22 protein-coding genes are annotated in these 20,830 nt (G+C 58.4%); 15 read left to right on the top strand and 7 right to left on the bottom strand.

Annotation, left to right across the window (positions count from 1 at the left end; all coding sequences use genetic code 11):
• Window positions 1-20: 20 nt before the first annotated feature.
• Window positions 21-935, bottom strand: coding sequence for a LysR family transcriptional regulator (locus CAL20_RS19810; protein WP_094822782.1), 915 nt, complete (start codon window positions 933-935; stop codon window positions 21-23).
• 184 nt (window positions 936-1,119) lie between these two features.
• Between CAL20_RS19810 and CAL20_RS19805 the strand changes: the two genes are divergently transcribed.
• From CAL20_RS19805 to CAL20_RS19770, 8 genes are read left to right on the top strand one after another with little or no spacing between them, the layout of a single operon-like run.
• Window positions 1,120-2,259, top strand: coding sequence for an NAD(P)/FAD-dependent oxidoreductase (locus tag CAL20_RS19805; protein ID WP_094822781.1), 1,140 nt, complete (start codon window positions 1,120-1,122; stop codon window positions 2,257-2,259).
• A complete protein-coding gene (locus CAL20_RS19800; RefSeq protein ID WP_094822780.1) occupies window positions 2,240-2,536 on the top strand; it encodes a (2Fe-2S)-binding protein in 297 nt (98 codons plus the stop codon). Before CAL20_RS19805 ends, CAL20_RS19800 begins: the two co-directional genes overlap by 20 nt.
• Window positions 2,533-3,933 carry an NAD(P)/FAD-dependent oxidoreductase gene (locus CAL20_RS19795; RefSeq protein WP_094838746.1) on the top strand — a complete coding sequence of 467 codons (1,401 nt, stop codon included), beginning with the start codon at window positions 2,533-2,535 and terminating at the stop codon, window positions 3,931-3,933. Before CAL20_RS19800 ends, CAL20_RS19795 begins: the two co-directional genes overlap by 4 nt.
• On the top strand, window positions 3,930-5,069 hold the full coding sequence (locus tag CAL20_RS19790) for an NAD(P)/FAD-dependent oxidoreductase (RefSeq protein ID WP_094838745.1): 1,140 nt from the start codon (window positions 3,930-3,932) through the stop codon (window positions 5,067-5,069). The genes CAL20_RS19795 and CAL20_RS19790 overlap by 4 nt, the downstream gene beginning before the upstream one ends.
• Window positions 5,066-6,007, top strand: a complete 942-nt coding sequence (locus CAL20_RS19785) for an ABC transporter permease (RefSeq protein ID WP_094822777.1) — start codon at window positions 5,066-5,068, stop codon at window positions 6,005-6,007. The genes CAL20_RS19790 and CAL20_RS19785 overlap by 4 nt, the downstream gene beginning before the upstream one ends.
• A complete protein-coding gene (locus CAL20_RS19780) occupies window positions 6,004-6,876 on the top strand; it encodes an ABC transporter permease (protein ID WP_094838744.1) in 873 nt (290 codons plus the stop codon). Before CAL20_RS19785 ends, CAL20_RS19780 begins: the two co-directional genes overlap by 4 nt.
• Complete coding sequence (locus CAL20_RS19775; protein ID WP_094838743.1) at window positions 6,873-7,868, top strand: ABC transporter ATP-binding protein; 996 nt, start codon at window positions 6,873-6,875, stop codon at window positions 7,866-7,868. The genes CAL20_RS19780 and CAL20_RS19775 overlap by 4 nt, the downstream gene beginning before the upstream one ends.
• A complete protein-coding gene (locus CAL20_RS19770; protein ID WP_094838742.1) occupies window positions 7,865-8,875 on the top strand; it encodes an ABC transporter ATP-binding protein in 1,011 nt (336 codons plus the stop codon). Before CAL20_RS19775 ends, CAL20_RS19770 begins: the two co-directional genes overlap by 4 nt.
• A gap of 62 nt (window positions 8,876-8,937) precedes the next feature.
• On the opposite strand, the gene CAL20_RS19765 is transcribed toward CAL20_RS19770, so the two are convergent.
• The 5 genes from CAL20_RS19765 to CAL20_RS19745 all read right to left on the bottom strand — a co-directional run bounded on the left by CAL20_RS19765 (window position 8,938) and on the right by CAL20_RS19745 (window position 13,492).
• Window positions 8,938-9,753 carry an aspartate dehydrogenase gene (locus CAL20_RS19765; protein WP_094838741.1) on the bottom strand — a complete coding sequence of 272 codons (816 nt, stop codon included), beginning with the start codon at window positions 9,751-9,753 and terminating at the stop codon, window positions 8,938-8,940.
• 96 nt (window positions 9,754-9,849) lie between these two features.
• Entirely contained in the window at window positions 9,850-10,416 is a 567-nt protein-coding gene (locus CAL20_RS19760; RefSeq protein WP_094838740.1) for a FumA C-terminus/TtdB family hydratase beta subunit, read from the bottom strand.
• A gap of 9 nt (window positions 10,417-10,425) precedes the next feature.
• Entirely contained in the window at window positions 10,426-11,268 is an 843-nt protein-coding gene (locus tag CAL20_RS19755; RefSeq protein ID WP_094838739.1) for a fumarate hydratase, read from the bottom strand.
• Between the two features lie 21 nt (window positions 11,269-11,289).
• Window positions 11,290-12,456 (bottom strand): enolase C-terminal domain-like protein, encoded by a 1,167-nt coding sequence (locus CAL20_RS19750; protein WP_094838738.1) that lies wholly within the window; start codon window positions 12,454-12,456, stop codon window positions 11,290-11,292.
• Between the two features lie 73 nt (window positions 12,457-12,529).
• Entirely contained in the window at window positions 12,530-13,492 is a 963-nt protein-coding gene (locus tag CAL20_RS19745) for a Bug family tripartite tricarboxylate transporter substrate binding protein (protein ID WP_094838737.1), read from the bottom strand.
• A 174-nt stretch (window positions 13,493-13,666) separates the two neighbouring features.
• On the opposite strand from CAL20_RS19745, the gene CAL20_RS19740 reads away from it, so the two are divergent.
• Both CAL20_RS19740 and CAL20_RS19735 read left to right on the top strand, forming a co-directional pair.
• Complete coding sequence (locus CAL20_RS19740) at window positions 13,667-14,449, top strand: GntR family transcriptional regulator (protein WP_256981646.1); 783 nt, start codon at window positions 13,667-13,669, stop codon at window positions 14,447-14,449.
• A 59-nt stretch (window positions 14,450-14,508) separates the two neighbouring features.
• Window positions 14,509-15,525, top strand: coding sequence for an MBL fold metallo-hydrolase (locus CAL20_RS19735; protein WP_256981645.1), 1,017 nt, complete (start codon window positions 14,509-14,511; stop codon window positions 15,523-15,525).
• A gap of 85 nt (window positions 15,526-15,610) precedes the next feature.
• Here CAL20_RS19735 and CAL20_RS19730 read toward each other — a convergent pair whose 3' ends face one another.
• Complete coding sequence (locus CAL20_RS19730) at window positions 15,611-16,111, bottom strand: MarR family winged helix-turn-helix transcriptional regulator (RefSeq protein WP_256981644.1); 501 nt, start codon at window positions 16,109-16,111, stop codon at window positions 15,611-15,613.
• Between the two features lie 220 nt (window positions 16,112-16,331).
• On the opposite strand from CAL20_RS19730, the gene CAL20_RS19725 reads away from it, so the two are divergent.
• Genes CAL20_RS19725 through CAL20_RS19705 form a run of 5 tightly spaced genes read left to right on the top strand, consistent with a single transcriptional unit; the run spans window position 16,332 to window position 20,815 of the window.
• The gene (locus tag CAL20_RS19725; RefSeq protein WP_094838734.1) at window positions 16,332-17,516 is read left to right on the top strand and encodes an amino acid ABC transporter substrate-binding protein; all 1,185 of its coding nucleotides are present in this window, start codon (window positions 16,332-16,334) and stop codon (window positions 17,514-17,516) included.
• A 30-nt stretch (window positions 17,517-17,546) separates the two neighbouring features.
• Complete coding sequence (locus CAL20_RS19720) at window positions 17,547-18,431, top strand: branched-chain amino acid ABC transporter permease (RefSeq protein WP_094838733.1); 885 nt, start codon at window positions 17,547-17,549, stop codon at window positions 18,429-18,431.
• Window positions 18,428-19,378 carry a branched-chain amino acid ABC transporter permease gene (locus CAL20_RS19715; RefSeq protein WP_094838732.1) on the top strand — a complete coding sequence of 317 codons (951 nt, stop codon included), beginning with the start codon at window positions 18,428-18,430 and terminating at the stop codon, window positions 19,376-19,378. The genes CAL20_RS19720 and CAL20_RS19715 overlap by 4 nt, the downstream gene beginning before the upstream one ends.
• The gene (locus tag CAL20_RS19710) at window positions 19,375-20,118 is read left to right on the top strand and encodes an ABC transporter ATP-binding protein (RefSeq protein ID WP_306431402.1); all 744 of its coding nucleotides are present in this window, start codon (window positions 19,375-19,377) and stop codon (window positions 20,116-20,118) included. Before CAL20_RS19715 ends, CAL20_RS19710 begins: the two co-directional genes overlap by 4 nt.
• Window positions 20,102-20,815, top strand: coding sequence for an ABC transporter ATP-binding protein (locus CAL20_RS19705; protein ID WP_094838730.1), 714 nt, complete (start codon window positions 20,102-20,104; stop codon window positions 20,813-20,815). The genes CAL20_RS19710 and CAL20_RS19705 overlap by 17 nt, the downstream gene beginning before the upstream one ends.
• Window positions 20,816-20,830 lie beyond the last annotated feature (15 nt).

The following is a 20,830-nucleotide window of genomic DNA, read 5'->3' as shown; positions in this document are numbered from 1 at the left end:
GCCTTGGCCGGCCCTCTTTGTTAACCCTTTAGCACCTCGCGGGATACTTGCGACGCGACGTTCCGGGCTTCCTGGATAAAGGTATCCGTCAAGCTCGCGTTGCGCGATGCATGTGCGCGGCAGAGCTGGAAATGGAACTGCATTTCGGGATCAAACCGTCGCAATACCAGGCGATTTTGCAATCCATCGGCAAACAACGGATGAATCAAGGACACACCCAAGCCAGCGGCGACCAATTCGCATGCGGTGGGTGCCGTGTTCGCATCCAACACCACATTCAAGGTGGCGTTGCTGCGTTCGAATGCGGCCTCTACCAGTTCATGTGTCTGGCTGTCCGACGCAAAGGCCACGAAAGGCTCGCCGCTCAAGTCCCGCGGGCGAATCACACGTTTGCGTGTCAATGCGTGATTGACATGCATGGCACAGACCAAGGGGTGTTGGAACAACGTCTCTCGCTCGATATACGGATTGTCTACGCGGCTGCCGACCAGCGCCACATCGATCTGGCGAGTGGCCAGCCAATTTGCCAGAAACAGCGAGGCGCGGTTCTGGACGGATACATGCACATCGGGATGAATCTTCAGAAAATTTTCGATGACACGGCGTATGAAAGAGCCAGACAACGCCGGCATCACGCCCACCACCAGATTGCGCGCTTCGTTGCGACGGATCGAGTCGACGGCTTGCTCGACCTGGCGCAGACCGGCAAAGACTCGATCGACCTCGTGATAGAGCTGCATGCCTTGCGGTGTCGGGGCGAGCTTGCCGCGCACGCGGTCGAACAAGGTCAGTCCGGTATCTGCTTCCAGATGCGCCAGCAGTTTGCTGACAGCGGGTTGGGACACGTTCAACACCAGCGCTGCCTGACTGACAGTGCCGTGTTCGATGATGGCTTTGAAGGCCTCTACTTGTCTCAGATTCAAGGGTTGCTGCATGACCGCGGTCCTATAACTTTCAATCGATTGGTGAGTGGTAATTCCTGTTTTGGTTATAGGGTGATTTATAGCGCAAACCGTCCCACGCAGCATAGGCGAGGGCACCAGCGAGGGATGTATGGCAAATCAGTGTTCTATCGTCGCGCCGATGCGCGTCGTACTGTCAATAGAGGGCTGAACTGCCATGGCTAAGGACTACGACTACATCGTTGCTGGCGCAGGGATGGTGGGTGCCGCGATTGCCGCAGGTTTGGCCGGGCAAGGGAAACGGGTGCTGATGCTGGACGGTGCAGACACCGACTTGCGCGCCGCCAAGGCGAATTTCGGTCTGGTCTGGGTGCAGGGAAAAGGCTACGGTAATCCGCACTACCAGCGTTTATCCCGCTTGGCTGCTCAGTTATGGCCCGCGTTCGCTGACGAACTGGAACGCGAAACGGGGATAAAGCTGGATTACGAGCAGCGAGGCGGCTTGCATTTTTGTCTAGGGCAGGCGCAATGGGAGGCGCGTGCATTGCGCATGGGGCAATGGCAGGCACAAGCCGCCGAGACAGAGTCCTGTATCGACATGCTGGATCGTGGCGGACTCGAGCGCATGTTCCCTGCTGTGCGGTGGGGGGCCGAGGTCTCCGGTGCGAGTTTTGGCCAGATGGACGGGCATGTGAATCCCCTGCGTCTGCTGGCTGCTTTACAGGCAGCATTCCTGTCGCGCGGTGGGGCATTGCGCAGTCAGCATCCTGTTCTGAATATTCAAGCCCAGCAAGGCGGTGGGTTTCTGGTGCATGCGGGTACAGAAGATCGCCCCGCCGTGTATGGCGCTTCGAACGTCGTATTAGCTGCTGGTTTAGGGTCCGTGGCATTGGGGCCGATGGTGGCGCTGGACGTGCCGCTGCGCCCTCAGCGTGGTCAGTTGCTCGTGACCGAGCGTGTTGCACCGCTGTTGCCCGTGCCTGCCAGCGGACTGCGGCAAACCGGCGAAGGCACGGTAATGATAGGCGTGACCCAGGAAGAGGTCGGCTATGACCTGAGCACGACCACCGATGCTGCCGTGCGCATGAGCCGCAAGGCACTGCGCGTTTTGCCGGATCTGGCTGATGCGAGATGGGTGCGTCATTGGTCGTGCCTGCGTGTGATGACTCCCGATGGTGTACCGGTCTATGCCGAGTCCACCCAGTATCCCGGCGCGTGGACCGCGCTTTGTCACTCTGGCGTCACGCTGGCGTCGTTCCACGCCGGGCCCTTTGCCCGTGCTTTGGCCGAACGCAAGCTGCCGGATTCTTTGGAAATTTTTCACCATGAGCGCTTCGATGTTTCGCAAGCTGCATGAACCTGGCGCCCAGGCGCTGACTTTGACGATAGACGGGGTGCCGGTCCGTGCCGAGCCCGGCGAAACGGTAGCGGCCGTATTGCTGCGCCAGCAAACGGCAGCATCGCGTACGACGCCGGTAAACGAAAGCCCGCGCGCGCCGTATTGCATGATGGGGGTGTGCTTCGATTGCCTGGCTATTGTGGATGGCGTGGCGTCTACACAGACCTGTCTCGTGACAGTGCGTGAAGGCATGCGCGTCGAACGTCAATTCGGAAAACGGAGTGTCCTGCCATGACGCGCGAAGTAAATGTGTTGATTGTGGGGGCGGGGCCTGCCGGCATGAGCGCGGCGATACGTTTGCGGGCGGCGGGATTGTCGGTGCTGGTGGTGGACGAGCAGCCTGCGCCGGGAGGCCAGATCTGGCGCGCAGTAGAAACCGTGGCTGCTACCACGACAGGAAAGCTACTGGGCGACGAGTATCGCGCTGGGCAGCATTTGGCGGCCGCATTTCGTGCGTCGGGGGCGGATTATGAATCTCAGACGCAGGTCTGGCAGATTGAGCCGGGCTGGCATGTGTATAAGAGCCGCGCAGGCCAGGCCGAAGTCATACGTGCCGATCAGGTGTTGCTGGCCACAGGAGCACAGGAACGGCCCGCACCATTTCCGGGCTGGACCTTGCCCGGTGTGTTGACGGTGGGGGCTGCACAGATCCTGTTGAAAACCTCGCAGCAAGTTCCTGCCGATCCCATTTGGGTGGTTGGCAGCGGCCCCTTGCCATTGTTGTACATGGCGCAGTTGGTGCGCGCAGGCGGCCGTGTTGCAGGGTGGCTGGATACTTCGCCTGCCGGTGGTTGGCGGCGTGCCATGCCTTATCTGGGTGACGTGTTGCAACGCTTTGGCGAAATCCGCAAGGGTTTAAGCTGGCTGCGTGAGTTGAGACAGGCGGGTGTCAAACGGATCCGAAACGTGCAGTCGTTTCGTGCACTGGGTGACGGCAAGCTGGAAACGCTCGAGTACACCGTGAATGGCGGAGCTACGCAACGAGTCCCTGCGAAGGTCGTCTTGGTTCATGAGGGTGTGGTGCCGTCCATCCATATGACGCGCGCGCTCGACTGTACACATCATTGGAGTGATCAGCAGGCATGCCTGGTGCCCGATGTCGACGAGTGGGGGCAAACTTCGCAGCGCGGCGTATATCTCGCAGGTGATGGCGCCGGTATTGCTGGGGCCAACGCCGCTTGCACCCGCGGCGAACTTGCGGCAATCGGGATAGCGTTGCAGGCGGGCAAGTTGACTGCACAGCAGGCTGCCGAACAGGCGCTACCGTTGCGAAAACAATTGGCCGACCAGCAACGATTGCGTCCTATGTTGGACGCTATGTATCCGCCGCGAGCAAGCATCTTTGTGCCGAGTGACGATACGATTGTCTGCCGTTGCGAGGAACTGACCGCGGGTGATATCCGTCGCGTAGCAGCATTAGGGCAACCGGGCCCTAATCAGATCAAGTCATTCACACGAGCCGGGATGGGGCCATGTCAGGGCAGGCAATGTGGCTACACCATCGCGCATATCCTGGCTGCCGAGCAGCAGCGGCCAGTGGCGCAGGTGGGTTTCTATCGTATTCGTCCGCCACTGAAACCTCTGACACTGGGTGAACTCGCCAGCTTGGATCTGGATGGTGAAAAAGAATGACTCAGGCCTATGACGTTATTGTGATTGGGGGCGGCCTGCACGGGTTGTCTGCAGCGCTGCATCTGGCACGGCGTAGCGCGCGCGTATTGGTGGTGGAAAAACATTGGGTAGGCCGCCATGCCTCCGGTGCTACGGCGGCCGGTGTGCGCACGCTGAACCGGGATCGGGGCGAGTTGGATCTGTCACTGGAGGCACTCGATATGTGGCATGCGCTGGAGTCCCTGGTGGGGGACGACTGCGGATTCCATGCCAATGGACAAATCTGCGTGGCCGAGAATGCCGGTGCTTTGAGCAAGCTGGAAGCGCGCGTAAATGGTTTGCGCGCAGATGGCTATACGCACGAGGAGATGATAGGCCCAGCGGAGTTGCGCCGTTTGTTGCCGGAGTTGTCGCATCATTGCCTCGGCGCATCCTACACGCGGCGTGATGGCGCGGCAGATCCCCATCGCGCATTGCGGGCATTTCGAAGCAGCGCAGTCGATGCGGGTGTGACATTGGTCGAGCACTGTGGTGTAAATGCCCTGAAAAAAACCAGCCAAGGTTGGCTCGTGTCGGCCGATGGCGGCCGCGAATGGAGTGCGGGCGCGATTGTGAACGCCGCAGGAGCATGGTCCGGGCGGGTCGCAGCGATGGCGGGTGACGATATCCCGCTGGCTACCAAGTCATCGATGATGATGGTCAGCGAACGATTGCGCCCATTCATCAAACCGGTGGTGGCCATCATGGGGCGTTCGTTATCGTTCAAACAATCCGATCAAGGGACATTGGTCATAGGCGGCGGCTTGCAAGGCATCCCCGATCTGGACCGCGAAACGTCCACGGCGCGTATGCAGGTGCTCGCTAAAGGAGCACGTTCGGCCACCGATCTCTTTCCCTCTGTGCGGGATATCCGGATCGTGCGAGTGTGGGCAGGGTTGGAGGCCAAGACGGATGACATGCTGCCCGTAGTGGGACCCTCGCCCAATGCTCCCGGGGTGTTCCATGCTTTCGGATTCTCTGGCCACGGGTTCGAACTGGTGCCCGTCGTCGGCGCGACGCTGGCCGATCTGATACTGACGGGGAAGACGTCTCGGCCCATTCAGGCCCTGGATGCACGCCGGTTGATGCCAGCCTTTGCCAAGGAGAAAAGCTCATGATGCGCTATGCAGCCAAGCGATTGTTGCTGGCTATTCCCACGCTGCTGGCGATGTTGACGGCGGTGTTCATTCTGGTACGTCTCGTGCCTGGCGATCCCGCCGCAGTGATGCTGGGCGATCAGGCCAGTGCCGAGGCCCTGCAGGCGCTGCGTGCGCGTTTGGGGCTGGATTTACCGACGCATATTCAATATTTGGATTTCCTGAAAGACATGTTGTCGGGCAATTTTGGCGTGTCGATGGCCAGCGGCAGGACGGTGCTGCACGAGGTGTCGCTGGTGTTGCCCTGGACGATTCAGCTCACGCTGGCGTCGATTCTGATTGGGGTGGTGTTCGGATTGCCGCTAGGTATCTGGGCGGCGCTGCGGCGCAATGCCTGGCCGGATTACCTGGGACGGCTGCTGTCGTTGACGGGTCTGTCCTTTCCCGCCTTTGTATCCGCGATACTGATGCTGTTAGTGTTTGCGATCCAGTTGCGTTGGTTCCCGGTCATCGGCAGCTCGGTATCAGGCGACTGGAAAACACAGCTGCACAATTTGGTATTGCCCGCATTCAACCTCGGTCTGATCATGACGGCCTACGTCATGCGCGTGACACGTTCGTCAATGCTGGGAGTGCTGGGGGAAGACTATGTGCGCACCGCCAAGGCGAAGGGTGTCAGGCCTATGCGCTTGATTTTGCGGCACGGCTTGCGCAACGCATTGATTCCCATCGTGACCGTGGTAGGGCTGTATTTCGGCACATTGATCGGCAACTCCGTGTTGACCGAGATTGTGTTCAACCGCCCGGGTCTGGGCAAGCTGATCCTGGGCGCGTTGAACGCGCGTGATTACACGCTGCTGCAGGGTCTGATGGTGGTCTTTGCATCATGTGTGATTGTGGTGAATCTATTGACTGACCTGGTGTATGGGTTAGTGGACCCGAGGGTGAAATACAAATGAGCGCTATCGCCGCACCTGTAGCCGCGAGGCCGAATGCCTTGTGGCAGGCTCTACGCAAAAACCGGCTCTCCTGGCTGGGAATAGGATTGTTGCTATTGATCGTGCTGGCCGCAGTGTTTGCGCCATGGCTGGCGCCGCACGATCCGTTGTCGCAAAACATCGCTTATCGTCTGGAGCCGCCGTCTGCCGAGTTCTGGCTGGGCACCGATAGCTATGGGCGTGACGTGTTATCGCGCTTGATTTATGGAGCTAGAGTTTCATTATTAGTAGGGTTCGTGGCGATTCTGATCGCCATGTGTATCGGGTCGGCGCTGGGGATTCTGGCAGGCTATGTCGGTGGTGTGGTCGACCAACTCATCATGGGGCTGGTGGATGTCCTGCTGTCCTTTCCGACGTTGCTGTTGGGCCTGATGGTGGCGGCCATGCTGGGCGCGAGCCTGGAAAACCTGATCATCGCGATTGCGATTACCGAGATTGCGCCATTTGTGCGCGTGGCTCGCGCGCCCACGATTGCTTTAAAGCAACGGGATTTTGTGGAGGCTGGCCGCGCACTGGGTTATGGCCCATTCCGCTTGATGGGTGTGCATATTCTGCCCAACATGATTTCGGATGTGGTGGTGTTGGGGTCATTGTGGATGGCTTCTGCTATACGCACGGAGGCGTCGCTGAGCTTTATCGGCTTGGGCGTGCCGCCACCCGCAGCGACCTGGGGCAGCATGATTCGCGAGGGTTTTGAAAACATCCTGGACGCCTGGTGGCTGACCGTATTTCCCAGTATTGCGATTCTGTTGACGGTATTGGCATTGAATCTGTTGGGCGATGCCTTGCGCGACGCCATTGATCCCAAACTCCGATCGGAGCGCTCATGAGCACACAAGATGCTGTCCTGGAGCTGCGCAACCTGCGCACTGAATTCCGTGTTGGGGGCGCCTGGCATGCCGCTGTACGGGATGTGTCGCTGACGGTGCGGAAAAATGAAACGCTGGCCGTTGTGGGCGAATCGGGCAGCGGCAAGAGCGTGACCGCCTTATCGGTGTTGCGTCTGCTGCCCGAGGCAGGGTCACGTCATGGCGGCGGCCAGATACTGCTAGAGGGCCGTGACCTCGCGTCGATAACGGAAAAACAGATGGCGGCGCTGCGTGGCGATGCGATCGCCATGATCTTCCAGGAGCCGATGACCTCGCTGAATCCGACGATGACGGTGGGCGACCAGATTGCCGAGGCGATTCGCCAGCATCGCCATTTGTCATGGCGCGAGGCGCGCGCGCTGGCGCTGGAGGCCTTGGAGGAGGTAAAAATACCTGCCGCAGCAAGCCGGTTTGGCGACTATCCCCACCAGTTCTCGGGTGGCATGCGTCAACGTGTGATGATTGCCATGGCGCTGGCCTGCAAGCCCAAGGTTCTGTTGGCTGACGAGCCAACAACAGCATTGGACGTCACCATACAGGCTCAGATTTTGAGTCTGTTGTCAGAGTTGAAAGAGGCGCACGGCATGGCCGTTGTCTTTATCACGCACAACCTGGGCGTGGTGGCCCAGATCGCGGACCGCGTCGCCGTGATGTATGCCGGCGAGGTAGTGGAAACCGCGGATGTGAAGACCTTGTTTGCGCGGCCTACGCATCCATATACCGAGGCCTTGTTGCGGGCGATGCCTCGTGTGGACCTGGATACCGCAGTACTGGAGCCCATCCCAGGCAGCGTGCCGGCAATCACTGCCATGCCACGGGGCTGTGCCTATGCGTCTCGCTGTCCGCTGCGAGAGGCTCGCTGTGAGGAGCAGGCGCCCGCGCTGGAACCTATCAGTCCGGATCATCAGGTCCGTTGCGTCGTGCGCGTTGAATCGAAAAAGAGGCCCATATGACTGACATCCTGCAAGTCCATAACCTGGTCAAGCGTTTTGAGAGCGGCGGCGGCTTTCTCGGCGGGAGGAAAACCATCGTCCGTGCGGTGAACGATGTGTCGTTCAGTGTGGCGCGGGGGCAGTCGCTGGGCCTGGTCGGAGAGTCCGGCTGCGGAAAATCGACGGTGGCCCGTGCCCTGCTGCGTCTGGTCGAGCCCGACGAAGGCAACATCGTATTCGACGGGCAAGATCTGAGGCAGGCCAGCGCATCGCAGATGCGGGCGCTGCGTCAACGTATTCAAATCGTGTTCCAGGATCCCTACGCCTCATTGAATCCGCGGCGTACAGTGCGTCAGACCTTGTCAGAGCCCTTGATCGTGCATGGTTTGGGTTCTGCACGCGAGATCGAGGCAAAGGTTCAAAGCACGATTCAGGAAGTGGGTTTGCCCTCGAGCGCGTTGGAACGCTATCCGCACGAATTTTCAGGAGGTCAGCGTCAACGTATCGGTATCGCACGAGCACTGGTGCTGGACCCGGAACTGATAGTGGCGGATGAGCCTGTATCGGCTTTGGATGTCTCGGTGCAGGCGCAGATTCTGCAATTGCTGGATCGGTTAAAGCGCGAGCGTGGATTGTCTTTCGTCTTTGTGTCCCATGATCTGGGCGTAATACGGCATTTTTGCGATACGGTCTGCGTGATGTATTTGGGCCGTATTATCGAACAGGGGCCGACACAGCAGGTGTTGGATGCGCCGCTGCATCCCTATAGCCGTATCTTGCGGGACTCATCCCCGGTACCCGATCCCGGCGCACGCATTGCGTTGTCTAGGATCGTAGGGGAAATCCCCGCACCGACCAATCTGCCACCGGGATGCACGTTTCATCCTCGATGCTCGCGGGCGCAGGATGACTGTCATCGGCAGATTCCGCTGCTGACCTGTGAAACAAGCAAGGATAGATCGGTTGCCTGCTTCTATCCTTTGGCTGTAGAAGGTGTGGAGCGGACCCCGGAAGCCATCATGCAATGATGGTGACATCGCATCATGATTTCCACTGCTCGCACAGCGTCGCTGTGCGAGCAGTGGGTACGTCAGGTGCCGATACGTAATGGCGCCACGAGCTTGCGCAGCGCGGCTATGGCAGACAGCGCCGTAATCCGGCCGGTCTTTGGATTCTCGCTGGGCACGTTCTGAATTTCCATGCTCAGCTTGGCGTCATCCGAATCCACTTCGATACGGTGGATATTGCGGGATATCGTCGGATCGGCCCAGATCTCGAGGATCGTGCGATCCGGCCCTACGCCAGCCAGCGATAAGGACACGGCGACGTTCAAGTTGGCGGGGAAACCCGTCGCGGCCTCGCGCGCCGTGCCGGTGTAAATGCGGGTGGGCTCTTTGATCGCGTCCAGATCGATATTGTTTTGAACGACGTACGGCGCCCCGGAAAATCCTATCGGAGGTTTGCGGCTGACCATTCGTACCTCGTTGATCTTGCCTTCCGCCGCAGCGGTCACGGCGTCCAGTCCGAGCAGCGCCCCGGTAGCTACGATAATCTGCCCGCCGTGTTCGCGCGCGACCTCGATAAGCTGCTCGGTCAACAGCAGTGCTCCGGAACTCAGTACCAGCAGCTTTTTTCCTGCCTTGAGTACCGGTTCGGCGATGCGAGGCAACAGCGCAGCTGGCGCGCACTCGACCACCACGTCGCAATGCTCCACCAGATGATCTATGTCGGTGTAAACAGGCGGTGTGGCAAAGTTGTGGGCGCTGCGCGCCTTGTCGACATCACGAACGCCGAGGGCGCTCAGTTGCAGGCCGGGGATGCCGGCATCGATCTTTTTCGCGATCGACTTGCCTATCGATCCGAAGCCGGCGATGCCAACACGCAGGGTAGGGGATACAGCACTCATTCGGTTTCCTTGTGGCTTGATGTGGGCAAGTATAGGCCGAACTGTGACGACTCCCCCTTTGCCCCGACCCGTGGAATATGCGTCGCAGGATGTCTCTTAGCTTGCGTTCAACTGGGACCGGTATTTTTGGACTTCCTCTTCGTAAAGGTCCCGGCCATGTGCGTCATTCGTGACCAGAAGCGGAAAGTTCTCGATTTCCAGCCGTTGGATAGCTTCTGTTTTCAGGTCTTCATAGGCGACGATGGTTGCGCTTTTGATGCACGCAAACAGTGTGGCCGATATTCCCCCTATGGCCGAGAAACCTACGGCGCAATTCTCCTGGCAGGACTGCCTTATGTCGGTCCCCCGATTGCCTTTTCCGATTGCAGCCTTGACGCCATAATCAAAGAGCACCGTGGCATAGGGGTCCATACGATAAGCGGACGTAGGGGCCACCACACCAATGACATGGCCCGGCTTTGTCGGCCCTGGGCCGCCATAGAACACCGTTTGTCCGCGCAGATCCACGGGCAAGGGCTTATTCTCGCGCAGCAGATCGATCAGGCGTTTGTGTGCCGCATCGCGTGCCATGTAGATGATGCCGCTGAGCAGTACTTCGTCGCCGACGTTCAACTGTTTGATGGCATCATCCGTCAACGGCGTGGTCAATCGATATGTGGTCATGCTTTTCCCCTAGATGACGGCGGTTTTTCGGCGCGATGCATGGCATTGAATATTGACTGCGACGGGCAGGGCGGTGATATGGCAGGCGTAGGTTTCTACCGCTACCCATAAAGCCGTGCTGGATCCGCCGTAGCCTTGTGGCCCTATGCCGGTTTTGTTGATGTCTTCCAGGAGCTCGCGTTCCAGTTGAGCGATATGGGCGTCGTGGTGATGTACACCGATGTCGCGCAGAATGGCTTTTTTCGCGATTTCGGTGACTTTGTCGAAGCTGCCTCCCAGGCCGACCCCCACCGTCAGCGGCGGACAGGCGCTGCCGCCGGCGGCATTGATCGCATCCAGGACAAAGCGCTTTACCCCGGCGGCGCCTTCTCCGGGTAGCAGAAATTTCATCGTGCTCCAGTTCTCGCTTCCGCCGCCTTTGGGCAGGACGGTGATGCGGACTTGAGATCCCGGCACGATTTCCGTGTGTATCACGGCAGGCGTATTGTCATTGGTGTTCACGCGCAGCAAGGGGTCTCCCACAACCGACTTGCGCATGTAGCCCTTGGCGTAACCCTGGCGAACGCCTTCATGTACAGCCTCTTGATAAGGGGCGCCAGTCAGATACACCTCTTGGCCAATTTCGACGTACACAATCGTCAAGCCCGTATCATGGCAATAGGGAACCTGGTTATCGCGCGCGATTTTGTCGTTTTCAATGAGCTTGAGCAGTACCGATTTCCCTAGTGGCGAGATTTCATTCTGCGCTGCACGGTGAAAGCCTTGTACTACGTCCTCAGGCAAGTTGTGCGTGGCATCAACACACAGGTCGGCTATGCATTGCGTGATCAGATCGGTGTCTAGTTGTCGCATGAGCGAACTCTCTATGAATGGTCAGGCCAGCAGCTGCTGGAACTCTTGCAGCAGCGCGTTTTTGTACTCAAATCCAAATCCTGGATGATCTGGAACACGAACGAATCCGTCGGCAAAACGGCTGTCGTCGCAGAATCCGCCCAAGGGTTGAAAGATGCCCGGGTAGGCTTCCGAGCCGCCCAAGCCAAATCCGGATACGGCATGCAGGCCCAGCAATTGGCCACTGTGCGGATAGCATTGGCGCCGGTTAAATCCACGGCCTTCCAATACGCCGAGCATGCGGTTGTATTCGGTCATGCCGTAGCTCAAGCCTGGATCCATCTGGAAAACATCTTTGCCGCGCCGGCATCCGCCAAACAATGCCAGATTTTTGACGTCCTGATGGGAGAACAGGTTCTCGCCTGTCGCCAGCGCACCGCTGTAGATATGGGACAGTGCAGCATTGAGTTCCAGGTCCAAGGGGTCTCCTGCTTCTTCGAACCACATCAGTCCATAGGGTTCGAGGGCACGTCCATATTCGAGCGCTGTTTGCAGGTCGAATCGGCCGTTGGCGTCGACGGCCAGATTGGACGCGGCACCTGCCACAGTGAGCGCGGCGTCAATGCGCTTCAGATCGGATGCCAGGTCTGCTCCGCCGATTTTTATCTTGTAGCGAGTGAAGCCCATTTGTTGATAGTGTTTCAGCTCATCGATGAGCTTGGTACTGGCTTCGCCGTCATAGTAGTAGCCGCCTGCTGCGTAGACCGCTACCTGCTCGTCACGCCCGGGCCTGTCGAAATGGCGGGCGATAGTGGCGCTGACGGGTTCGTCGTTCAGTTTGGCGTTCAGATCCCAGATAGCCATTTCCAGGGCGCTGGCGGCCATGGCCCGATCTCCGTGTCCACCGGGTTTCTCGTTTTTCAAAGCGCAGGCCAGCACTTTTTCCGGGCTGATTCGCGACCCGCATTCAGTCAGCAGATCATCCGCAGAGGCCTGCAACAGCCGAGGGGCCATGCGTTTGTTGATGATGTCGCTTTGCGCGTAGCGGCCGATAGAGTTGAACGACAGTCCGACTAGCGGCTTGCCATGGAGCATCTTGTCTGTGACGACGGCGAGCAAAGAGACGGTATGTTGCGAGAAGTTCACGTACGCGTTGGAAATATTGCTGCGTAGCGCGATGGGAGCTTCGATGATGCGCGTGATTTTCAATGCAGACTCCAGAGGGAATCAAGAGCGCGGCTGCCGCCGCGCGTGATTTTGGGCCGGTATGGTCGAGCCGGCGTCAGTCAATCTTGGCGTCCGCGTCGTCCACGATTTTTTTGTATTTGCCAACTTCGGACGTCAGATATGCGGCAAATTCGGGCGCCGTTTTCAACTTGGCCGGTGTGAGTGCCAAGGTCTGGAATCTGGCTTGGACCTCGGGGGTCTGCAGAATCTGATTGACCGTGGTGTTCAACTGATCCACGATCGGCTGGGGCGTACCCTTGGGCGCCATCAAGCCAAAAAATGCCAGGGTGCTGACCGTCGGATATCCCTGTTCATTCAAGGTCGGAACGTCGGGTAAAAAGGCGCTGCGCTCCGTATCCACGACTGCCAGAGCCCTCAGTTTGTTTGCCTTGATCTGGGGCAGGATGGCAGGCAGAGAGTCGGACGTCACCGGGATCAGGCCGCTGATGACTTGGGTCTGCGCCTCTGCACTGCCCTTGAACGGGATGTGCGTCATCTTGAGGCCAGTCTCCTTGTTGAAGACTTCCATCGTCAGATGTTGAGTGGAGCCGTTGCCGGCAGAGGCGAACGACAGGTCTTCTTTCTTGGCCCGGGCGATCAAGTCTTTGATCGACTTGATGCCCGAGGCTTCATAGGTGGCCAGGATCTGCGGCGTGGCAGCAATGTCCGCGACCGCCTCGAAATCCTGCAGGGGCTGATAGGCCAGCTTGGAGTACAGCGACGGCGCAATGGCAAATGGACCGGTACTGGTCAAGAGCAGGGTGTAGCCGTCCGGGTTGGCGCGGGCGGCATAGCCGGTACCTAACGTTCCCCCGGCGCCTGGGCGGTTCTCGACGATAAAGGGTTGACCCAGTTTCTTGGCCAATTGCTCGCCGATCGTCCTGGCGATGATGTCGCCAGTCTGCCCGCCGGGGAAGGGGACGACGATGGTGACGGGTTTGTCCGGGTAGGCCGCCAGGGCGGGGCTCGCATGCAGGGCACAGGCGCTCAGCGCGACCGACAGGATTTTCTTGAACACGACGTCTCCTCGATTTAGGATTATTAGTAGGTACTAATTAATAGTACGTACTAATTGTAGGCAAAATTTTTTGGAATGGTCAATGCATGCCGGAAGGCCTCGCCGCCAGGGGGAGGGGCATAGGACTGGATCTGTACAATGGGCTGCCCCTGGATCGGTCCTTTGCGCCGGCCTATGTCCGACCCTGTTGCAACACGCCGCACCTATTCTCAGAACACTATGGAAGTCCGCTACACCGAGCTTGCGAACCTGTTGGTCAAGCAGATTACCGACGGTAAATACGTCGTGGGTGACCGCCTGCCCAGCGAAGTCGAGTTGGGTGAGCAATTTCAGGTCAGCCGCACGACCGTGCGGTCGGCGTTGAACATCGTCGAGGGGCTGGGGCTGATCTCGCGAAAACGGCGCGCGGGTACGGTCGTGCAGTCCACAGAGACCAGCAACAGCTATACCAAATCCCTGCACAGCATCGAGGATCTGGTGAACTATGCCAGCTATACGGAGCGGCATATCCTCGGTATTGCCGACATTGTTGCCGATGAACATTTGGCGGCCGCTTTGGAGTGCAAACCGGGTCAGCATTGGCTCAAAGTGCAGATGTTGCGTTCAGAAAAAAACGAGCCAAAGGTGCCAATCTGCTGGACCGATGCGTATCTGGATCCCAAAGAGGGTCACGATATCGTGCACTTGATCCAGGACGGGACAGGTTTGATTTGCAACCTGATCGAAAAACATTCCGGCCGCGCGGTCCAGGATCTGAAGCAGCAAATCGGCGCGACTTCGATTTCAGAAGAAATGGCGCCGCATTTGCAGGCAGAGGCGCATACTCCGGGGCTGGAAATTACGCGCCAGTATCTGGACCAGGCCAAGCAGAAGTTCCTGATCACGGTCAGTACATATCCCGCGGATAAGTTTAAATTCACGTTCTGGATGCATAGAACGGTGGCAACGGAGTTGTAGATCGATAGGATTGTGTGACACCCACAACGGAGGCGAGGATGCAGCTTTTCAGAAGATGGATGAACGGCAATAACGATAGCCAGGAGGTGTCGCCCAGCCGGCGCTACTTTCTCGCGGCGGGGTGCGTCTGCTGCGCAGCGTATGCATTGAAGATCACTCCCGCACAGGCTGAGTCCGCCGAGGTGCAACGCCATCTGGCCGCAGCGCGCGCCGCCGCCGGCGACGATCTGAAACAGTATCTGAGACTCGCGGAGGTCGCGCAGCCTATCCCTGGAAAGAAGTCTCCCTCGATAGAGGAACTGATGGCGCTGCCTGCGCCGCCGCCTGGCAAAGCGTTCGACAATCTCTATTTCGTGGGCGGAAAATGGGTCAGCGCCTGGGCCATTCCGACGTCGGAGGGCATTATCCTCATCGACGCCATGAACAATGCCGATGATGCCGAACACGTGATCGATGCAGGCATGCGCAAGCTGGGCTTGGACCCCGCACAAATCAAAATGGTCGTGATCACGCACGGTCACGGCGATCATTACGGCGGCGCAGATTATTTTGCGCAGAAATATCAATCCAAGATCGTTGCCAGCAAGGCCGATTGGGACATGATGGAAACCAAGCTGGAGTTCGATATACCCAGCTGGGGCAAGCCTCCGAAACGTGATGTCGCGGTGGACGATAGTGCGAAACTGACGCTGGGTGATACCACTGTGGACGTGGTGCTGACGCCTGGACATACGATGGGCACCATTTCGCTGGCATTCGACGTCAAGGATAACGGCAAGACGCACCGTGCTTTATTGTGGGGCGGCACGTCGTTCAATTTTGGCAAGCAGCCCAATCGCATGGAGCGTTTGCAGGCCTATCTCGATGCGACGGCTCGTGTGCACGAGCTGGCCGGCAAGCAGAATATCGACGTTTTCATCTCGAACCATGCAGGTTTTGATTTGGCTGACGTCAAATTGGCGCAGATGAAATCGGGTGGTCCGAATCCGTTTGTGATGGGGGTGGATACGACGCAACGTGCATTGACGGTGATGCGTGAATGTGCATTGGCGACGCAGGTGGTCTGGACTGCCTGACGCATTTTTTGATGGGAGCGCTTTCGGAAAGGATAGGGCGGGCCTCCGCGGACGCAGTGTCGGGCAGGCCGGCGCATCGGCCTGTTCAACACTGCAAATGGCTGTCCATACGAATCAGAATATCCAACAATAATTGACGCTCTTCAGTCGTGACCACGGTCAGCGCGCGTTCAACAATACTGTGTGCCGAGGGCCAGGCTTCCTCATAGCGACTGCGGCCCAGCCAGGTCAACCAGACCTGTATATACCGGCTGTCCTCGGGGTTGGCTTCGCGCCGCACGAGCTCGCGCTCTTCCATTTGATCAATGACACGGCTCAGGGCCGGTTGCCGGACCACGATGGTGCGCGCGATATCGCCGATCATTTGACCGTCCGACTCGTACAGCACCTGCAAGACACGGAAATGAACATAAGTCAGGTCCAGGTTGCGCAATACGGTGTCGCGCAGGTCCTGGTCCATTCTGGAGCTGACACATGCCATACGGTAGGCGATGTTCTTTTGCAGACTCCAGTCGGAATCGTCCATGGGAAGTTGTTCTTGAACCTTCACTCGCCGCCCGGGCTTTTTTACAACTGATTTATTCATAGTTGGCATTCCGTCTCAAGGCACTTATCTGGTTGGTCTTCGGATAACGCCCATGAGGCGAACAATAGCAGAGGGTGAGGTCTTAGGGTTTACTCGAAGAGGGAAAGCGCGCATATGATATGTATATACATATGAAATAGCATGTATCTCGTCAGTGTAGTTGATTCAATTTCTGGCGGACGTGTGCTGGCACGTGCGCCGCTCCTTTGGAGTCCCGGCAATGAAGCGACTGATTAGCACGTTGGCCTGTACCGTGGCGCTGGGTTTCAGCGCACTGACCGCCCATGCGGTAGAGCCTGTCCGCATCGGCTTGGGCATCGCCAAGACAGGACAGTTCGCTGGGCCCGCCGCCGGGCCGCTGGCGGCCTATCAGATGTGGATAGACCAGATCAACGCCAAAGGCGGGTTGGATGTAAAAGGGGTCAAGCGGCCGGTGGAACTGGTCATGTACGACGATCAGTCCGACACCGCCAAGACTGTGTCGATCTACGAGAAACTGATTACTGACGACAAGGTAGACATACTGCTGTCTCCTTGGGGTTCGCACTCGCATTTTGCTCTGGTAGGTGTGTTGGAGCGCTATCAATTTCCCATGGTGGGCAGTACTGCGGCATCGATGCAGATTCGCAGTTTGAAGGCCAAGAACATCTGGTTTCCTACCTCGGCAATTCCTGACCAGCAACAAGCTGCGCTGGCCAAATTCCTGAAGACGCAAGGCGTGAAGACCGTCGCCATCAATACCGTCCAGGTCGGCTACCCGCAGGAGAACCGCCGGGAGCTGCTGAAGGCCTTGAAAGCCGAAGGCATCGATGTCGTGCTCGATAGCGAATACGCTGCCGGCGTCAAGGACATGACCGCAACAATATCTGCCGTTAAACGCGCCAATCCAGACGCGGTGGTCAACATGTCGTATCCGCCAGATGCTGTGCTTTATATGAAGACTGCTCGGGAGCAAGGATTGACGGTGCCGTTCCAGTTCCTGTTGGTTGGACCGACGGCGGCATTCTTCAAGCCTCTCGTCGGTGAGGACAATCTCAACAACATTGTGACGATGGGCCATTGGTCCCCGGAGAAGGCCGATTGGCCTGGTGCCCGCGAGTTTTTTGACACATATAAAGAGCGCACAGGCGAAGACCCGGATTACCTCGATACGGTGCTGGCTTACGTATCGTGCCAGATCATCGAAGAGGCAGTGGCGAAATCCGGTCTGGACAAGGACGCATTTCGCCAGGCGGTGGCGAGCATGACGTTTTCCACCATCGACGGGCCCATACGTTTTGATGGCGTACAGAATGTGGCTACGCCCAGCATGTTCCTGCAGTTCCAGGAGGGGAAAGCGCAGATCGTCTATCCCCCCGAGGTAGCTACTGCCGCGTTCGTGCCCAAGAAGGGTTGGGCTCAATAGGGCTGCTTACTTTTTTCGGAGCGCGAACCTATGCACGAACTGCTCAGCCCCGAGCTGTTGACGGCTGCTTGTACGGTGGCATCGATCTATGCGTTGGTGGCACTGGGGCTCAACCTGATCTACGGCACCCTGCGCCTGCTGAATGTGGCGCATGGCGAGATCATGATGATCGGCGCGTATCTTTCATATTGGATGTTCGCCAATTGGCAGATTGGCACGCTGACGTCGATGTTGCTCGCCATGGTCGTGGCTGGCCTGCTCGGCGCGCTGTGTTATCGGCTGCTGTTTAACAAAACCGAGCAGTCTCGCAGACTGTCGAGCCGTCTGGAAGGGAATTCGCTATTAGTCTTTTTTGCATTGTCGGTGATCCTGCAGAACCTGGGTTCCTTGGTTTTTACGCCTAGCCCACGCAGCTACAGCTATCTCGAGAATCTCGTCAATCTCGGCGGTGTCACGATTACCGGGAATAGGCTGGTGATCGTTGCTGTCAGCGTCGTCGTTACCAGTCTGGTTCTGCTGTTTTTTCGGTATTCGCTCCAGGGACTGGCGATCCGCGCCATGATCCAGCAGCGTGATGCGGCTTCGCTGATCGGCATCAATATTGAGCGGACCAAAATGACAGTGTTCTGTATCGGGTTTGCCTTGGCGGGCTTGGCCGGATCACTCATCAGCATGACGGACAGCATCACGCCGTTTTCTGGATTTCCGTACACCATGGCCGCGTTCATCGTCGTGATATTGGGCGGACTGGGGTCTATTGGCGGCGGCCTGATTGGCGCCGTGTTGTTGGCGGTAGTCGAAGTGTATGGCTCTGCGCTGACCTCGCCCGCCTATCGCTCTATTCTGCTGTATGGGGTCTTTATTTCCATCCTGTTTATACGGCCTCAAGGCCTGCTGGGCCGGAGGTTGGCATGATGCATGATCGTTTGTCTGCCGTGGGCTATGGGGCGCTATTCGCGGCGGCAGCAGCCGCGCCATTTCTGACTGGTGTCTATGGTCAGGGTGTGCTGTTGCAACTCTATTGCTGGATTGCGCTGACGGCCAGCTGGTCCGCATTCTCAGGGATGACTGGCTATATCTCCTTGGGGCACGCCGTCTTCTATGGCCTGGGAGGCTATCTGCTGGCCCTGACGTGGGGCGGTGCGCCAATGGGAGTGATCCTGGTTGTGTCGGCCGCCGCCGCAGCCTTGTTGGCGTTGATCCTGGGCTTGCCCTCATTGCGAGTGCGAGGGCCCTATTTCGTTATCCTGACATTTGGTTTGGCCGAGTTTGCCAAGTACGTCATCGTGGCGATTGAGTCCGCGCTTGGCTCGAGCGGGCGCCTGCTGATGGATGCGCCATCGACGCTCACGCTTTGTCTGGCGATGCTGGTTCTGGCCGTCTTGGGCGTTGCATTACTGATCTGGCTGAACCGGTCCAAGCTGGGCGTTGCCTTGCGGGCCGTTCGAGAGGATGAGGTCGCGGCTGCAACGCTAGGGGTAGCCACGACGCGAGTCAAGCTGATCGCCTTTGTCCTTTCGGCGATGATTCCTGCATTGGCCGGCGCGATTGCGGCATTGCGTTCGACATTCTTTGAACCGATGCAGATGTTCAACCCCATGACATCATTCACGATCGTCACGATGGCGATGATCGGCGGCAGTGATAAACCCGCTGGCCCGATTTTGGGCGCGCTATTACTCACGCTCCTGTCCGAACTGTTGTGGGCTCGCGCCCCTGAGGTTTACATGATCGCATTGGGCGGGCTGCTGCTGTTTTTTGTATTTGTCATGCCCGAAGGGCTGGTGGGGCGTCTCGGCCGTTCGGTCCGGAAGCCGGCGGTCAGTAGATCCAAGGCACGCACGGAGCTTCGCACATCATGACGTTACTGCAGACGGAGAATGTGACTCGACGTTTTGGCGGCATCGTCGCTGTCAATGAGGTGAGTTTCTCGTTGGAGGACGGCGAGATACTGGGATTGATGGGCGCCAACGGGGCGGGCAAGACGACGTTGTTTTCCATGCTGGCGGGCAACCAGGCGCCTTCGTCGGGGCGTATCCTGCTTGACGGAAAACCGATTCAGGGGTTGCGTCCAGACCAGATCTGCCGCTTGGGGGTTGCCCGTACGTTCCAGATCGTGCGCCCGTTTCCCTCAATGACGGTTCTGGAAAATGTGATGGTAGGGGCGTTGTTCGGACGTGGGCATCTGCGTTCGCGCCGCGCCGCCGAAGCCGCGTGCCACGAGTTGCTGGAACAAGTCGGCCTTGACGATCGCGCTGGTACCCCTGCCGCGGAACTTAACCTCGCCGGTCGAAAGCGCCTGGAGATCGCCCGCGCCTTGTCTACGGATCCGCGTGTCCTGCTGCTGGATGAAGTATTGGCCGGGCTGAATGCCACAGAGGTCTCTGAAGCGCTGGCCATGATCGCAGCGCTGCACCGTAGCAGGAAGCTGAGCATCATCATTATTGAGCATGTGATGAAGGCTTTGATGCGTTTGAGTCACCGCATTGTCGTGCTGCACGAGGGCAGCAAGCTCACCGAAGGCGAGCCTCACGCCGTCAGTCAGGACCCACGCGTCATCAAAGCCTATCTGGGAGAGCATCCGCATGGCGCCGCTGCTTGAAACCCGTAGTTTGAATGCCGGCTATGGCGAGATGCAGGTGCTGCATGAGGTCGCCATCACCTTTGCGCAAAATCGCATCACCGTCATTGTCGGCAGTAACGGCGCAGGAAAAACCTCGCTGATGCGCACGTTGGCGGGCTTGCTGCCGGTGGCCAAGGGGCTGGTCTTGTTTGACGGACAGGATATTTCGCATATCCCTACCCATCAACGTCTGGCCGGCGGGTTGGCGATGGTTCCTGAAGGGCGTCTGGTGTTTCCTGATTTTACGGTCGAGGATACGTTGCGGGTCGGGGCTTATACCTGCCGTGCACGTCGTGGCTGGCAGCAACGGGTACGGTCGATGTTTGAAATGTTCCCGCGATTGCAGCAACGCAGGGCGGTGCGGGCAGGCTCATTGTCTGGCGGTGAGCAGCAAATGTTGGCATTGGCCCGGGCGCTGATGTCCGAGCCAAAGATGCTCCTGCTGGACGAGCCCAGCCTGGGCCTATCGCCCGCCATGGCGCAAGAAGTATTTGAGGCGATGAGGCATATCTGTGCGCAAGGCGTCACCATCGGTCTCGTCGAACAGAACGCGTACGCGGCACTGTCTCTGGCGGACTATGCCTATGTGCTGGAAAACGGAGCAGTGACGATGTCCGGTCCGAGTACCGAATTACTGGAAAGCCCGGAAGTCCGGCGCAGCTATCTGGGTATGTAGTACCGGCGCCGTTCA

The organism is Bordetella genomosp. 4, assembly GCF_002261185.1.
GTDB lineage: Bacteria > Pseudomonadota > Gammaproteobacteria > Burkholderiales > Burkholderiaceae_B > Bordetella_A.
The sequence above is the reverse complement of the archived record's forward strand: the minus strand, read 5'-3'. Positions and strand labels throughout refer to the sequence as shown.